The 15676-nt window shown below is 45.6% G+C and carries 13 protein-coding genes; 10 read left to right on the forward strand and 3 right to left on the reverse strand.

The window, feature by feature from the left end; translation table 11 throughout:
• The first annotated feature begins 24 nt into the window (after positions 1-24).
• Both eat and UXZ23_RS14265 read left to right on the forward strand, forming a co-directional pair.
• Positions 25-1428 carry an ethanolamine permease gene (gene eat / locus UXZ23_RS14260; protein ID WP_320821221.1) on the forward strand — a complete coding sequence of 468 codons (1404 nt, stop codon included), beginning with the start codon at positions 25-27 and terminating at the stop codon, positions 1426-1428.
• Positions 1429-1552: 124 nt separating this feature from the next.
• On the forward strand, positions 1553-2035 hold the full coding sequence (locus tag UXZ23_RS14265) for an NYN domain-containing protein (RefSeq protein WP_025264932.1): 483 nt from the start codon (positions 1553-1555) through the stop codon (positions 2033-2035).
• A 45-nt stretch (positions 2036-2080) separates the two neighbouring features.
• Here the strand turns inward: UXZ23_RS14265 and UXZ23_RS14270 are convergent, their stop codons facing one another.
• The gene (locus UXZ23_RS14270; protein WP_015487773.1) at positions 2081-2497 is read right to left on the reverse strand and encodes a GFA family protein; all 417 of its coding nucleotides are present in this window, start codon (positions 2495-2497) and stop codon (positions 2081-2083) included.
• 352 nt (positions 2498-2849) lie between these two features.
• Here UXZ23_RS14270 and UXZ23_RS14275 point away from each other — a divergent pair, with 352 nt between their 5' ends.
• The 6 genes from UXZ23_RS14275 (at position 2850) to UXZ23_RS14300 (ending at position 10867) form a co-directional block, all read left to right on the forward strand.
• Positions 2850-3899, forward strand: a complete 1050-nt coding sequence (locus UXZ23_RS14275) for a 2Fe-2S iron-sulfur cluster binding domain-containing protein (RefSeq protein ID WP_320821222.1) — start codon at positions 2850-2852, stop codon at positions 3897-3899.
• Between the two features lie 26 nt (positions 3900-3925).
• On the forward strand, positions 3926-5086 hold the full coding sequence (locus UXZ23_RS14280; protein ID WP_320821223.1) for an alkane 1-monooxygenase: 1161 nt from the start codon (positions 3926-3928) through the stop codon (positions 5084-5086).
• A 123-nt stretch (positions 5087-5209) separates the two neighbouring features.
• Positions 5210-7558 (forward strand): ATP-dependent helicase, encoded by a 2349-nt coding sequence (locus tag UXZ23_RS14285; RefSeq protein ID WP_320821224.1) that lies wholly within the window; start codon positions 5210-5212, stop codon positions 7556-7558.
• A gap of 193 nt (positions 7559-7751) precedes the next feature.
• Positions 7752-8237 (forward strand): FKBP-type peptidyl-prolyl cis-trans isomerase, encoded by a 486-nt coding sequence (locus UXZ23_RS14290; protein WP_015487769.1) that lies wholly within the window; start codon positions 7752-7754, stop codon positions 8235-8237.
• Positions 8238-8669: 432 nt separating this feature from the next.
• Positions 8670-8882: a glycine zipper family protein gene (locus UXZ23_RS14295; RefSeq protein WP_015487768.1), complete on the forward strand. Its 213-nt coding sequence runs from the start codon at positions 8670-8672 to the stop codon at positions 8880-8882.
• A 203-nt stretch (positions 8883-9085) separates the two neighbouring features.
• Positions 9086-10867: a VRR-NUC domain-containing protein gene (locus tag UXZ23_RS14300; RefSeq protein ID WP_320821225.1), complete on the forward strand. Its 1782-nt coding sequence runs from the start codon at positions 9086-9088 to the stop codon at positions 10865-10867.
• A 1-nt stretch (position 10868) separates the two neighbouring features.
• Here the strand turns inward: UXZ23_RS14300 and UXZ23_RS14305 are convergent, their stop codons facing one another.
• On the reverse strand, positions 10869-11246 hold the full coding sequence (locus UXZ23_RS14305) for a cyclophilin-like fold protein (RefSeq protein WP_015487766.1): 378 nt from the start codon (positions 11244-11246) through the stop codon (positions 10869-10871).
• A gap of 91 nt (positions 11247-11337) precedes the next feature.
• The gene (gene leuA, locus UXZ23_RS14310) at positions 11338-13035 is read right to left on the reverse strand and encodes a 2-isopropylmalate synthase (protein WP_320821226.1); all 1698 of its coding nucleotides are present in this window, start codon (positions 13033-13035) and stop codon (positions 11338-11340) included.
• A 313-nt stretch (positions 13036-13348) separates the two neighbouring features.
• Between leuA and UXZ23_RS14315 the strand changes: the two genes are divergently transcribed.
• Positions 13349-13852, forward strand: a complete 504-nt coding sequence (locus UXZ23_RS14315) for an Lrp/AsnC family transcriptional regulator (RefSeq protein ID WP_320821227.1) — start codon at positions 13349-13351, stop codon at positions 13850-13852.
• A 117-nt stretch (positions 13853-13969) separates the two neighbouring features.
• Positions 13970-15598, forward strand: a complete 1629-nt coding sequence (locus tag UXZ23_RS14320; protein ID WP_320821228.1) for a sensor histidine kinase — start codon at positions 13970-13972, stop codon at positions 15596-15598.
• The last annotated feature ends 78 nt before the right edge of the window (positions 15599-15676 follow it).

Below are 15676 nucleotides of genomic sequence, written 5' to 3' on the forward strand. Positions count from 1 at the left end.
ATTGCACAGAAAAGAGGGTTAATCATGTCGAATGAAAATCAAGAGTATCTTGCCAAACGGCAATTAAAGCGCGGCACAGCAGGCTGGATTCTTCTAGCAGGCTTAGGTGTTTCATATGTTATTTCCGGTGATTTCGCCGGTTGGAACTTTGGTATTGCCGAAGCCGGTTGGGGTGGTTTTGCTATCGCTGCGGTATTAATGGCGATTATGTATTTAACCTTAGTGCTGTCGCTGGCAGAAATGTCGGCAGCGATTCCGGCCGCTGGCGGCGGTTATAGCTTCGCTCGTCAAGCAATGGGGCCTGCCGGTGGATATATGACTGGGTTAGCCGTTTTAATCGAATATGCCTTAGCGCCTGCCGCTATCGTCATATTTATCGGGTCTGCGGTGGAGTCTTTAATTGGGGTGAATGGCCCCTGGGTATATGCCGCATTTTATTTAGTATTCGTCGGTATTCATTTGGCGGGTGTGGGGGAAGCATTAAAAGTTATGATGGTGATCAGCGGCTTGGCCGTATTCGCAATTATTGCGACGGGCGTTGCCCTTATTCCAAGTTTTGATTCTGCGTTGCTATTTGATATTGCCGCTACCGATGCGGCCGGCGCAAGCGAGATGTTGCCACTTGGTTGGTACGGTGTTTGGGCAGCCTTACCTTTTGCTATGTGGTTATTCTTAGCGGTAGAAGGTGTACCTTTGGCGGCTGAAGAAGCCAAAGATCCGGGTAAAGATGTACCTAAAGGGATTATCGGAGCCATGATTTTCTTGTTATTTACCGCGCTACTGGTAGTCGTGTTAGTGCCGGGTGCCGCAGGTGCTACGGCAATGGGGGCAAGTGCGGTGCCTCTAGTGGATGCATTGAATGCAACAGGTAATGCAAGTTTAGCGACCTTAGTAAACGTGCTTGGTCTGGCAGGTTTGGTTGCCTCTTTCTTCTCAATTATCTATGGCTATAGCCGTTTGGTGTTTGCATTGTCGCGTGCGGGTTATTTACCAAAAGCGTTATCGGTAACGACTGAACGTAAAGTGCCAGCGCGCGCTTTAATCGTACCAGGTATTTTTGGCTTCTTAGCCTCGTTAAGTGGCGAAGGTGACCTTATGTTGGCGATGGCGGTTGTTGGTGCAACTGTGTCTTATGCGTTAATGGCGCTTAGCCATATTTTATTGCGTATTAAACAACCTGAGTTAGTGCGCCCTTATAAAACCCCAGGTGGTGTTGTCACTTCTGGTATTGCTTTGGTCTTGTCTTTGATTGCCTTAACGGGTGTCTATGCTTTTGATCCGCGCGCATTCTTCTTCACCATCGTATTGTTCGTCATTGGTGCCGCTTACTATTTTGGTTATAGCAGTAAGCACTTAGTCGCTAAATCAGCGGATGAAGAGTTTGCTATGTTGGCTGAAGCTGAGTCGGATTTGGCAGTTGCCGGATAAATCAGAAATTTTAAATTATCTCTACTTCAAGGCCGCTATTAGCGGCCTTTTTTTGAATTTTAGTTCGGTCGGGAAAGTGGTGTTATGCTAGTCGTCACTCTCAGATAGTTTGAATGGATATTCCATGGCAGAACGTATTTCGATTTTCGTAGATGTGCAAAACATTTACTACACCACACGTCAGACCTTCGGTCGTCATTTTAACTATCAGGCATTTTGGGATGAAATTACTCAAGGCCGAGAGGTAGTGCGTGCCGTCGCTTATGCCATTGATCGTGGCGATGCCGCGCAGATGAACTTTCAACGTATCCTGCATCAAATTGGTTTTGAAGTACGGCTAAAACCTTTTATTCAACGTCGTGATGGTTCTGCTAAGGGCGATTGGGATGTTGGTATTACCATAGATTTGCTCGATGCAGCACCTAAGTCGGATCTCGTTGTATTGCTATCTGGTGATGGTGACTTTGATTTAGCACTCGAACGTGTGAAACGAGATGGTGCTAAAACGATAGTGTATGGCGCGGCAGCATTAACGGCTCAGTCACTCATTAATGCTGCGGATGAGTTTGTGTCGATTAGTGAGTCATTATTGTTAGGGCGTAAGTAAACTCTCGCATTCAGTTGCTCGACTATTTTTGTTGTAACGTCGCGTTTAACTATCGCTTTGATATTCCTCAAATACCGGCAAATCTCCTGATTCACACGACCATTCTATGCGTGAAGTCCAAAAAATATGTGCTTGTGGTTTCATTGCTGGGGCGCTATCTAAAGTGCCCGCTGGTATAACGGCAATCCCCATGTTCGGGCGAATCTTTGGTAGCGGGCTTCCGCATTCGCTGCAAAAATAATTGGTAAAGCGCTCCGCTTCCGGCACCTTAAAATGCTTAATGAGATGTTCGCCCTTCGTCCACTGATAACTTTCTAGCTCGACCATTAAGTTTGATGCATTGCCGGTTCCGCTAGCTTTGCGACAGCGACTGCAATGGCAGTGGTAAAAGCGTATAGGGTTGCCATTGATTTGATAGCGAACTAATCCGCATAAACAACCTCCGGTAAAAGATGTCGTCATCGTATTCTCCTGTTGTTAGCCAACTAGATTTGACCTCATTGAGCGTTAAGGCCTTTTACAGCCTTAGTATCCTAGCTCAATAACTTGATTTAGATCAGTGTTCTTAGCATAAAAATTCTCGCGTTAGATCAGTGGCTGGCACGGGCTGACAGAGTGCTGCAACGAGGTCTATAACCGCGCAGATTCTCTATTTCTTATCTCCTAGTAAGACATTTTGGTCACTAATACGGCCATAAAATTCTATTGAAGCCGTCGTCTGTGGCGAGAAATAACCTTACCCAATACAATTCTCATGGTAGGATTGTCCTACAATAATACAGGATAGGAACTATTCCTATGTGTGGGGATATCCATGTTTGGTCTATTTAAATCGGCTCAACCAAGCAAATTAACCATCGAAGGCATTGATGGTGAGTTTGAGGTGAAGCCAAAGGAAACCATTTTGGCCGCGGCGCTGCGGCAGGGCGTGCGCTTTCCTCACAGTTGTCGTGTGGGTGGATGCGCAACATGCAAATGCCAGCTAAAAATTGGAAAGGTCAAAGAACTAACATCTGCCGCTTATATTCTTAGCAAAGAAGATTTGGATCAGTCGTATATTTTGGGTTGCCAGTCGATTCCCAAAGGGGATGTGACCATTCGAATTGATAGTTTGGTTGACGGCGTAGGTGCGGCTCCAGTGGCTACCGCTGGACGAATTATTGGCAAAGATAAATTAACTCACGACATCGTAAAAATTGATGTTGAGTTAGATAACTCGATGACCTATCTAGCTGGGCAATACGCTTTGTTATCAGTACCTGGATTAATTGATGCGCCGCGTAGTTATTCGTTCGCAACACCAACGGGTAATCAGGGTGGACGATACCTGACATTTTTTATTCGCGAAGTTGCGGGTGGTGAAATGTCGACTTGGATGAATGAAAGCGCCGAGACAGGTCAATCTATTGTAGTTGAAGGGCCTTATGGCGATTTTTATCTGCGCAATAGTGATAAGCCATTAATTTTGATCGCTGGTGGCAGTGGTTTGGCTCCTATATTGGCCATTCTTGAAGATGCCTTGCAGTTTAAAAATCCGCGTGATGTCACTTTCTTATTTGGTGCGCGTACTCAAAACGATTTGTACTGCTTAGATCAAATTATTCGTATCCAAGATAACTGGGCGGGTAAGTTTGAATTTATTCCAGTTCTATCGGCAGAGTCTGAAGAATCAGACTGGCAGGGTGAGCGCGGTTTTATTACCGAGTCACTGAAGCGTTTTGCCGGCCCTAATAAACAAGCATACCTCTGTGGTCCTCCGCCTATGTTGGATGCGGCTGAAGCAGTTTTAAACGACGCTGGAATATCGATAAACGATGTTTTTAGCGACAAGTTCTTAGACCGCTCTTACGGAACTAGTAAGTAAAAATTTATAAATAACAGGGAAAAATTATGTTTCATTATTTGAAGTATTTCTTATTTCATCTTATCGGACTAGCTGCCGCATCGGTTCTATTCTTAGGTGAAGGTTGGGTTATCTACGGTCTAATTGGTCTGTTCTCTGGCTATATTATTCTCGATGCAATATTAGGGGATGATACAAGCACCCCGAATTTTAAGCATCCGGGAGTGTTAACTATTCAATTGTGGTTCGCTCTGCCGATACTTAGCTTAATCGTCTTTGCATTTATTTGGCAGGTTAGCGCGACGGATGTATTGGGTGCAGGGGCATTTATTCAATCCCAGACGGGTATTGATGTACTGGCGAATCGTGCAGCTGGCGGCGTAGGAGTCGCAGTTTCCGCGGTCATTATTACCGGTTTAATGATAGGTTTGATTGGTACAATCACGGCTCATGAGCTGACTCACCGTACGTGGGATCCTGTTTCTATGTTCATTGGACGTTGGTTATTGGCTTTTAGCTTTGATGTTGCCTTTGCCGTCGAACATGTTTATGGCCATCACCGTTATGTGAGCACGACTAAAGATCCAGCGACTGCGCCGCGCGGACGAAATGTTTATTTCCACATTTTAAGTTCAACTATTCGCGGTAATATCAGTGCGTTAGAGTTAGAAAAAGAACGTTTAAATAAGCTGGGTAAATCCGTTATATCATTCCGTAACTCTGTACTTCGCGGTTATTTGATGAGTGCGTTTATTGTTGCGTTAGCGTATTTAGCTGGCGGCGTTGAAGCAATGCTACTGTTTGTTGCTGCGGGCTTGGCGGGTAAATCTCTGTTGGAAATTGTGAATTACATGGAACACTATGGCATGGTACGTAATCCTGAGACGACGCCAGTACAGCCGCGCCATTCATGGAATACTAATAAGCGTTTCAGCTCTTGGAGTATGTTTAATTTAACTCGTCATTCGCATCATCATGCTCAAGGTGAAGTGCCGTATCAGGATCTGCGTCCGTATCCTGATGCACCTATGATGATCAATGGTTATTTGACCACTATTGTCGTCGCTTTGATTCCGCCTCTATGGCATGCCTTAATGACTCCAAAAGTTCAACATTGGGATAAACATTACGCAAGCGAGGAAGAAAGAAAATTAGCGAAAGAAGCAAATGCTAAGAGTGGTATTCGAAGCCTTATGAAGGCCGCCTAAGCTGTAATTTGATCGTATCAAGGCTCCGTCAACTGATGGAGCTTTTTTGTCTCTGCTCTAACAGCACTAGCCCTTAGCCGCTAAACCTCCTACCATTCGGGTTTTACAGTCGGAAACCCGCGCGTGTCTCAGCATCTACCACCTCAAAACGCCTCCAATGCCAGCGGTTTAACGCCGCAGCAGCAGGCTGTTGTGGCCCACGTTCAGGGCCATGCTCGGGTTGTGGCTGTCGCTGGAGCGGGCAAGACGACGACGCTAGCTCACTTTATTCAAGCTAGGGTCGTACAGGGTGTGCCGTTGCGACGCATCTTAGTGCTGATGTACAACAAGGCTGCGCAGGTTGAGTTTCAAGCCAAGCTCAAGCAAGTGATGCCGAATCAGCCGATTCCGGACATTCGTACCTTTCATTCGTTGGGCTTACGTCTTTATCAAAAATTGATCGAGCGCGGTGCCTTACCGGCATTTCAGGGTAAGCCGCTATCCGATGGTGAAATGGAACCTATGGTCTGGCGTTTATTGCAGCAACTTGCCGATGACGAAACCAAACAAGATATTCTGTCACAACGCAAAAAATGGGTTGAGCCAGCGCTCAGTTTCATCGATTTAGTCAAGTCCGGTTTTTTACCGCCCGCCGATGTCTTCGATAGCTTAGATTTGCCGCCGCAGTGCCGAATTTTTATCGAACTATTTTATCAGTTCGAAGATTGGCGTAAGCAAAATCGGCGTATTAGTTTTGCTGACATGATTTACGACCCGGTGATGTGTTTCCGCGCGCATCCCGAAATTGCCGATATTTTTGCTGGCCATATGCAATGGATTCTGGTGGACGAGTATCAAGATATTAACGATATTCAACAGAATTTATTGCGCGTATTACATGGTGGTCGTGGTTCTGTGATGGTGATTGGCGATCCAGACCAAACGATTTATGAATTTCGAGGCTCTCGCCCTGAGTTTATTGTTGAGCTGTTTGATCGCGAAATGGGCGATGTGACGTGTTATCAGTTACCGCATACGTTTCGTTATGGCCATCGCTTAAGTTTAATGGCCAATCATTTAATTCATCATAATCACGAACGTGAACCCGTATTGTGTTTGTCTCACGTTTCAACGCCAAATACGCGTGTGCAATTGCATCAAGCACGTTATGAGCCAGCGCTGACGCTGACTCTTATTCAAGAAGAAGCCAAGCAAAGACCGCTGGAAGATATTGCGGTTATCAATCGTTTATGGGCCTTATGCGCGCCAGTAGAATTGGCTTTACTGGCTGCCGGTATTCCGTATCAGTTGGATAACGCTCAATCGGTATTAGAACGCTGGGAATTACGCATCTTTTGGTTGCTGTTGGAAATTGCTGCTGGCGAATTTAATCGCCGTGATTATGCGGCACGAGAAGAAGCTTGGTTGCATGTATTAACCACGCCTTACCCCAAAATTAAGCGTCAAGTATTAGAAGACTTAGCACGGCATTTAGCACAAGCAGAACATAATTTGGGCGAGGCCATGTTTCGTGCCATCCCAGGTTCATTAAGCCAATGGCAAAAACAGCAATTAGAAGCGCGTGCGCAAGTATTAGCTAATGCAGAGGTCGGTAAATTATCAGCATATCGACTGCTAAAAGATTATGTCGATTTAACCGAATTTGAACAAGGTATTGAAGATAGCGCATTTTCCGCGCAGCAAATTGAAGATCGTTTGCAAACGATCCGAGCATTTTTACGCTTTATTCGCGAACTGGATAAAAGTAGCGAAGATACCTTGTTGTATTTACGTGAATTGCGTCAACAGCGCCGTGAGCAACGGCAGGCGAGTGGCGTTCTACTTACGTCAATTCATAAAAGCAAAGGTCGTGAATGGCCTGTGGTGATCATTCCGGGATTAAATGCTCATTATTATCCCTATACGCCGGACGGCGAATTTACCACCGCCGCCAGTGAAGAAAGCGAGCGTCGTTTGCTTTATGTGGCTATGACTCGAGCAAGAGAACAACTGCATTTGCTCGCGCCAACGCCAACTGAAAAAGCGGCAAGAGATACCACATCTCGCGATTGGCCGAGCCGTTTTGATCGTGAAATGGCAGTGGAACGCTGCTTGACCCTGATGAAAACCATTGAGCAGGGTGGTGGTGCCATCGAATTGAATCCGCAATTCGGGGCTCTGCCCGATTGGTTGCCTCAGTACTTAGAGCATTTGTCGCACAGTGGTATCCAGACCGGTGAGCTTAAATTCACGATGGCAGCGCCTAAGCTTAGCGCCCAACGTGCTGCGGTTCATTCGCCAGCCAATGGTGGCGTCGTTGATCAGAAGTTTCCCGGTAAACAAGGCGTTACGCGAGTCACTCACGATTCGTTAGGTACGGGCGTTTTAATATCTCAAGACGATCAGTATGTGAAAATTCGCTTCGACGGTGAGCAGGGCGTGCGCACCCTAAGTCGAGATGTGGCAGCTGATTATTTGAAATTTCATTTCTAATATTTTTACGCCCTTTGCCATCTAGATACGCGTGTTGGCTGATTTTGATCGGGCACACGGGGTGATACTCATCTATTCACTTGTTATACTCTACTACCTTCGTAGAGACCGGCCGCTGTTGGAAACCCCTCAAGTCGCCTTTGCGTAATGCAAATACACGCCCATCGGGGCCACGACAACGGACAAAAACGCTATGACAATTGCACAGCACAAGGTCGTCACCATTCATTACAAGGTCGTTGATGTCGCCAGTGGCGAAGTGATCGATTCTTCTGAAGGCGGTGCGCCAATGACTTATCTACACGGCTTTCAAAACATCATTCCGGGCTTAGAACAAGCATTGGAAGGTAAAGTAGTGGGTGATGAGTTCGAAGTACAAGTAGAACCAGCTGACGCCTATGGCGAATACAGCGATGAGCGCATCCAGCAAGTACCGGTAGCGGCATTTGAAGGTGTTGAGCAAGTTGAACCAGGCATGGCATTTACTGCACAAACTGAACACGGCCCAATTAACTTGATCGTTACTGCGGTTGAAGAAGACATTGTGACCGTTGACGCTAACCACCCTCTAGCGGGTAAGGCTTTGGCTTTCTCGGTTAAAGTTGAAAGCGTTCGCGATGCAAGTGAAGAAGAACTGGCTCATGGCCATGTTCATGGCGAAGGTGGTCATCACCACTAAAATGTCGGCCATTTCGATGGCCACATAAGACCGGCAGCGACGGTTGCCGGTTTGCCGTTCTGTTCTGCCCAACTCCTCTAAAATATCTTATTTTCGCTGTAATCTTTTCGCAAAGATGCCAATTGAGACAACTTGTCTTGGTCACTCTCGTAAATCCTGTCTATCTGAAGGATTCTGGTGCATACGACTAACGTCGTGCCATCAAAAGCAGCACAAACAATCTGGTTTAAGTCAGTAAATTGTCAAAAAATGTCTATTTCGCCGAATGGAACCTGTCTTATTTACTCTGGTCACATTGACCGCGTAAAAGCATCTGATATAACTTTTTAAGTGAGGCAACTCACACAACAGGACGTAAGCGGGACAAAAATAGGCTCAGGACAAAAGTCTTGATCTAGGATGTCTTACAGGAACGATCCGGAGGATAAACATATGAAAGACGAACGTTTAGCTCGTTATCGTAATAAAGCGTTAGTAACCGGAGGTTTGGTAGGTGCTGGCCTAGGCATGATCATTGGCGCAACTACTGGAATGTCTCTTGAAGCAACTGCTACTGGCTTCATCGGTGGTTGGTTAGTTGGTGAGCTAGTAAGTTATGGTACGACGCCAATAGAACCGCATCATCAGCCAAAGAAAAATAATTAATTAAACTGATAGGCCGTTGATTGCATGGTATTAGAGATGCTCTAAAGCGTATCTTTGATACGGTGCGGGTGACCTTAGTTGGTATTTCTTTGTCGCTGTTTTGGCTGACAGGAGGTGCTGCTAATCGTACACTTTAAGGGCGGCGGCGTATCAGTATTCTACTAACCACATGTTGCCACTCGGAAGGTTCGGCAGTGGACAACATGATGGTTAGCTCAACAACACAATTTTCGACTTATACTCAAACGTCCCCTACGAAGCAGGTTGAACTAACGCCGACCTATTATCTCGATAATTTCTTACATCTTATTCACCACGTAAATAGCTTATATCGAGACCTCCTATCGGAAGACGAGTGCAGTTTTATAGATGAATTTTGGCAGTTATCTGTTGCAGCCCAATGTTTGTATGTCAGGCTATCTGGACGACGCGGTGACTTATTTCGAGTAGATAAAATTCATTATGAAGAAATAGCCGATATTCCCTCTGCAATTGCTGAATTGGCAACAAGTCGTTATTTCGGTGTATTTCAACCAGAACAATTAAGTGTTGATTTTGATGATGGCGAATGGCTATCGTTATTTACTAAAAACGAAATGGAGCAGTGGCTGTCCTGTGGTCGTCGCTTTCGTCGCGATGAACTTGAGCCGCTTGTATTGCAGCAATTAAACCGAACCCCACAGCTGATTACTCAGTGGATCAAAAGTCCTGTGGTTTGCGTTTATGGCGAGCAAGAACTTCAGTCTTTTCGGCTTTTATTCTTTGGTAATTTACAACAAAGCTTAACCGATTTTGTGTTGCGTGATTTAGGTATCTATCGTTACGAATCCTACGCGTTAGAGCAACCTTCGCGCTGGTGCCAATCAAGGGTGATGTTAGAGCATCATCTTGAGTATTTTAATACTGTTGAGATTATGGGAGATGTTAGCCAATACCAAACTGATGCTTTATTGGCATGGTCGCAGGCGTTCACTGTTGCTGTAGATGATGAATTATTAAAACGTAAACTCGATCGCACACGGTTGTTAATCGGGCGTCAACTGGAGCGATTAGAAGATTATGATGGTGCACTCAGTTTATATGCTGTTATAGCGCTGCATCCGGCACGCGAGCGTAGCCTACGCTTACTGGTTAAGCTTAAACAATGGGAGGCAGCGTTAGCTCTAGCCGTTAAAATGAATGCAGCGCCAATGTCTGAAGAAGAATTACAGTTTCTACATAGTTTTGTACCGCGTGCATTTAAACCAGTCGATATTTTTTCAGACCCAAATACGGCTGTTAGTTTGATCAAAGAGTTAACGAGCAAACCGATTGATATATCAACGCAAACGATCTATTTAGCAAGCGAGCAAAGATCGCGACTGGGAGTCGAGGTTGCGGCCTTATCTTACTTGCAAGAACAATATCCGTGTCAGGCTTATTATTGCGAAAACGCACTCATTCCTAGTGTTTTTGGTTTGTATTTTTGGGATGTAATTTTTGCACCGATTACGGGTGCTTTTTATCATCCTTTTCAAATACGTCCTGCAGATTTATACGACGATGACTTTATTGCCAAGCGCCAAACCCTGTTTACTCGTCGTTGGCAGCAACTTGAGCAGCAAAGCTTGGTGGAATTTGTCGATGACCTAGCGGCTAGCTTTACCTTGCATCAAGGTAAAGCTAATCCTTTTGTTCATTGGGAGTTTTTAACAGCAGAGTTTTCTTATGGCTTGTTAGCCGGTGCGTTGCAAGCCATTCCGCGTGCTCATTGGCTAGCGATGTTTCGTTTTATACTGAACGATTTGCGAAATCATCGCAGCGGTTTGCCTGATTTAATTGTGTTTAATAGTACGAATAAAAACGAGCATTTATACGAGCTGATAGAGGTGAAAGGCCCTGGTGATACCTTGCAGAAAAATCAGCAAGCTTGGCTGCAATGTTTCGCCCGCGCAGGTATTCCTGCCAGTGTGTTGTATGCTCGTGATGGGCCAAAGCAAGGCTAAATTAACCTTCGGCAAACTCGACGCGCACACGCGTGCCGGCTTTTACCGACTTTAATTGCGTTACTTCATCTAAGGCATCGCCACAAATATTACAAGGATAAGACAATCGTATTTCATTACCTTGTGATGTGGGCGTCTTACCAAATGCTATGGCTAAACAGCTGCCATCAGACCAAAAAGCAATGTCTCCGGGTTGCACGATATTGGTCGCTTTATCTTCGGGTGTTACTCGTATCGGGCAATCGAACAATACTTGAGCCCCTCGAGTTTGGATTGTCGATTCAAAGGGTACGGCTTTGAGTAAAGCATGCGCTGTTGGTGTGCGACGTAAGGCAATACGGATAGTTACTTCGTCAAAATGAAGGGCTAGCAGCGTCATGAAGGGCGTCCTATTGCGGCTGACAACGGCAGAAACTCCCGTTCGTACGAGAATTCCTGCCTCTGCTGCTAGTGTAGCCCGTCAGTTAAATTTAAGCTGCTTTTTCATTGCGAATTAACGCAATATTTAATGCAGAAACAATGGCTTGTAGGCTTGCCGATAAAGTGTCGGCATCTTGTGCTGCAGCGCAATAGCGTTGTCCTGCAACATTGACCTGAACCATGGCCATTGCTTGCGCATTCGAACCTTCTGTTAACGCTTGCTCTTCAAACTGCACCACTTGTACATCGACGCCGGTGGTTTTGTGTAATGCATCAGTAAAAGCGCTAATGCTGCCTAATCCATGTCCGTGCACGGTTAATAATTGGCTGCCATCGTGCAGGCAGGCTTGAATACGATGATGCTCGCCGTTTTCTAGGTTGCCATGCTCTGTTTGATAGCTGGCTAACATATAGCGCCCATCATTAGGCATAAAGGCCTTACGGAATACCTGCACAATGGTTTGTGGTGATATTTCACCTTGCTCGGTTTCGGCTAAGGCTTGGATGTGTTGAGCCAATTCAATTTGCATCCAGCGTGGCAAGGTAATACCCAACTCTTGCTCCAATAAGTAAGACGCGCCACCTTTACCCGACTGGCTATTCACTCGGATAACCGATTGGTAGTTACGTCCCAAGTCTTGCGGGTCAATGGGCAAGTAGGCTACATCCCAGACCGCGTCATCTTCTTGCACAGCTAAGCACTTGCGAATCGCATCTTGATGGCTGCCGGAAAAAGCGGTGTAGACCAATTCACCTAACCAAGGGTGGCGAGGGTGCGTTGGAATATTCGTACACGCTTCGACCGTAGCGATAATGTCGTCAGCGGCACTGATGTCTAGTTTAGGATCAATGCCTTGGCTGTATAAGTTCATCGCCATCGTCACGATGTCCATATTGCCAGTACGTTCGCCATTACCTAGCAAGGTACCTTCAATACGATCAGCTCCGGCCAATAAAGCTAATTCTGATGCGGCAACGGCACAGCCGCGATCGTTATGCGTGTGGATGCTAATGGTTAAACAATCGCGTTTGTTGACGTGATCACAGAACCATTCGACTTGATCAGCGAATACATTAGGCATCGCCGATTCAATTGTCGCTGGTAAGTTAATAATGGTCTTGTTATCAGCACTTGGTTGCCAGACATCAATGACAGCGTTGCAGACATCGACGGCAAACTCGACTTCGGTGCTAGAAAAGCTTTCTGGTGAATACTGGAATACCCATTCGGTTGCCGGATATTTCTGTGCTTCGCTTTTCACTTTTTCCGCGCCGTGACGGGCAATCGCGACGATACCGTCTTTATCTAATGCAAATACTTTCTCGCGCTGCACGGGCGATGTTGAGTTATACACGTGAACCACAGCACGACGAGCACCTTCAAGCGCTTGATAGGTGCGTTCAATTAATTCATCACGCGCTTGGGTTAATACCTGAATCGTAACGTCGTTTGGAATTTGGTTTTCAGTAATCAACCAGCGCACAAAATCAAAATCTGGCTGTGATGCTGCAGGGAAGCCAACTTCAATCTCTTTAAAGCCCATACGCACTAACAAGCCCCACATTTGCTGTTTTTGCTGTACAGACATAGGCTCAATCAAGGCTTGGTTGCCATCACGTAAATCCACAGAACACCACAGTGGTGCGTTCGTGAGCGAGCGATTAGGCCAACGACGGTTTGGCATTTGCAACGCTGGGAACGGACGGTACTTGCGATGATTAAATCGTGGATTGCTTGGTGTGCTCATGATAGTTCCTTGATGCGGCTGACCTTTTTGTGGCTTGACGCTCGCTGTGTTCGGATTGGTAGAGTAGTCGCTGTTGGCAGATATTGGCTTGGCCTTGTGAGCGCAACCATTCATGACCCTTGTGAGGACAATCACACAGATGAACCTGGTTGGGTTGTTCTGCTCTGCCTTAACAGTGTGAACACAGTATATGCGCAGTTTGAGCAAATATGATTGCGAACTTGCTTTGCTTTTGCGGTATTTTTAGAATTAAAATGCGTATATCTTCTTAAAGTTAGTTAAAAATGTCTTTGATCTTGAGGGGCAATGGATTATGGCTTCAAATAGTTATGAACGCGTGAAATTGGATCGTGCTGACCAGCGCATTTTAGAGTTACTACAAGTGGACGGTAGCCTAAGCAACATTGAACTTGCAGATAAAATCGGTTTATCGCCATCGCCATGTTCTCGCCGTGTAAAGGCACTCGAGGATAGTGGCTTAATTCAGGGGTATAGAGCCCATCTAGATGCCCGCCGTTTGGGCTTGGATTTGCTGGCCCTCATTCAAATCAGCATGGATCGTCATACTCCTGAGCGTTTCGATAACTTTGAAGCGCAGGTCAGTGCCTGCCCAGAGGTATTGGAGTGCTACCTAATTACAGGGCAATCTGCTGACTACGTACTTAAGGTACTGGTTGAAGATATGCAGGCGTACCAAGAGTTCTTGTTGGGCACGTTAACGCGTATTGAGGGCGTGAGTGGTGTTCATTCTAGTTTTGTTATGCGCAAGGTCCTCGACAGAACCGCGGTTGCTATTCCAAGATCTTCTCGCAACTAAACGTTAGCTTGCGGCTGCTGAGTAACTATTGTGACTTGCGTCTCTTAATGTAGCTGAGGTCAGCGAACAGCCAAAGGCCGTCTATACTTTGGGTACATATAAAAGTAGGAGCTAGTTTTGGCTCAGCAGACGACATCATCCATTGAGAAGAAGCTCACTTTATACGTGGTGCTGTGCAGCGTACTGCTCGGTTTGCTGTTTAGTGGTGTGCAAATTAGCACAGACTACGTTGCAGAAAGCCAACGGTTCGATGAAAATGCCCAGCGTCTCATTAATGGCCAGCGAGTTCCCAGCGCATTAGCGCTATACAATTATGACTCCAGTTCTATGGAAGCTATCTTGGATAGCTTAGTGGTCAATCCTGCGGTAATTGCAGCGCGTATTGTAGAAAAAAAGGCTGGCTTTGAAATCTCTGCTGGTATTGCGCCAAAAGATATTCCTACGAGCAAGGTCGTACGCGCTTATTCCGTCGTTTTATATGAGCCAGAGGCCTACAGTTCACTGAATCGTGAAATTGGAGAATTGATATTGCTGGCCGATGAGGAACAGGTGCGTAAAGGTTTTGAAGGACGTGCATTAACGACTTTTTTATTGGATATTTTACGCAATATTGTTTTGGCATTTGTTTTGATACTTGTCTTCCGCACTCGACTTACCGGGCCAATAAAGCGCTTAGCAACAAGATTATTGGATGTGGATTTACATGCTCCATCGCTATCGTTGGAAGTTGAAGAGGCACTCAAGTACACGGAGCTGGATGATTTAGCCTGTAAAATGAACGATTTATTACGTGCAGTAAACGACGAAATAGCGCAGCGCAAAAATGCAGAATCGCGAGTTCGCCTGTTAAATGAGCAGTTGGAAGAAAAAGTAAAAGATAGAACCAAAGAATTGCATGCAAGTAACCACCAGTTACGAAGTAGCATTGACGAATTGCAGCGCACGCAAAACTTACTACTGCAAGCACAGCGGATGGCATCGCTGGGGCATTTGGCAGCCGGTATGGCGCACGAAATTAATAATCCAGTCGCCATTGTTTACAGTAATATCGCCACACTAAGCGAGTATTTAACCGAATTAATTGAATTGGCTGAGCAGTACAAGCAAGCAGAAAATCAAATTGGCGATGTATCTGTAAGAAAAGTATTAGCGAACTTACGACAGACTATCGATTTTGATTTTGTCCGCGAAGATGCTCCAGATTTGGTAAGAGCGTCGAAAAGTAGTTTGGAGAGAGTGCGTAATATCGTTGGCGAGCTACGCACGTTTGCGAATGCTGACCAACAAGAAAAGTCGTCGTTAAATTTGCAAGCCGTTATGGATGAGTGCCTTAGTGATTATGGTTTGTTAGAACACGATACTATTAGGGTATACGCTTTATTAGATGGTTTGCCAGCAGTGAAGGCTGTTCGATCTCAAGTGATGATGGTGTTTGGCAAGATTTTGCAAAATGCGATTGATGCACTGCCGAACGGAGGTACGATTGAAATAGCTGGGGAACACGATGATGAGTCGGTATCGATTTTTATTAAAGATACCGGGGTTGGTATGAGCGAAGAAGACGTTCGTTGCGCTATTAACCCTTTCTTTACTCGTAAAGAAATCGGTGCCGGTATCGGTTTGGGTCTGACGGTAGCGTATAACCTGATGTTGAATCATGGTGGCGAGTTATCAATCACGAGTGAAAATGGTAAGGGCACTGTGGTTATGTTGAAGTTTCCTTTTATCGACGTATTGTTCGACTGAAAACTCTCTTCGTTTTGTTTGGTTTTTACTAGCATGTTTCGTTGATTCAACGGATAGTATCGGTTAGTTTGCCTTCAT

Origin of the sequence: Thalassolituus sp. (genome assembly GCF_034111725.1) — a bacterium.
Classification (GTDB): domain Bacteria; phylum Pseudomonadota; class Gammaproteobacteria; order Pseudomonadales; family Oceanobacteraceae; genus Thalassolituus.

Excerpts from the sequence above, each read along its gene's own strand:
- UXZ23_RS14295 (WP_015487768.1), top strand. The coding sequence starts at position 8,670 with ATGAAAGACGAACGTTTAGCTCGTTATCGTAATAAAGCGTTAGTAACC.
- UXZ23_RS14275 (WP_320821222.1), top strand. The coding sequence starts at position 2,850 with ATGTTTGGTCTATTTAAATCGGCTCAACCAAGCAAATTAACCATCGAA.
- UXZ23_RS14290 (WP_015487769.1), top strand. The coding sequence starts at position 7,752 with ATGACAATTGCACAGCACAAGGTCGTCACCATTCATTACAAGGTCGTT.
- UXZ23_RS14315 (WP_320821227.1), top strand. The coding sequence starts at position 13,349 with ATGGCTTCAAATAGTTATGAACGCGTGAAATTGGATCGTGCTGACCAG.
- UXZ23_RS14300 (WP_320821225.1), top strand. The coding sequence starts at position 9,086 with ATGATGGTTAGCTCAACAACACAATTTTCGACTTATACTCAAACGTCC.
- UXZ23_RS14265 (WP_025264932.1), top strand. The coding sequence starts at position 1,553 with ATGGCAGAACGTATTTCGATTTTCGTAGATGTGCAAAACATTTACTAC.
- leuA (WP_320821226.1), bottom strand. The coding sequence starts at position 13,035 with ATGAGCACACCAAGCAATCCACGATTTAATCATCGCAAGTACCGTCCG.
- UXZ23_RS14280 (WP_320821223.1), top strand. The coding sequence starts at position 3,926 with ATGTTTCATTATTTGAAGTATTTCTTATTTCATCTTATCGGACTAGCT.
- UXZ23_RS14270 (WP_015487773.1), bottom strand. The coding sequence starts at position 2,497 with ATGACGACATCTTTTACCGGAGGTTGTTTATGCGGATTAGTTCGCTAT.
- eat (WP_320821221.1), top strand. The coding sequence starts at position 25 with ATGTCGAATGAAAATCAAGAGTATCTTGCCAAACGGCAATTAAAGCGC.
- UXZ23_RS14305 (WP_015487766.1), bottom strand. The coding sequence starts at position 11,246 with ATGACGCTGCTAGCCCTTCATTTTGACGAAGTAACTATCCGTATTGCC.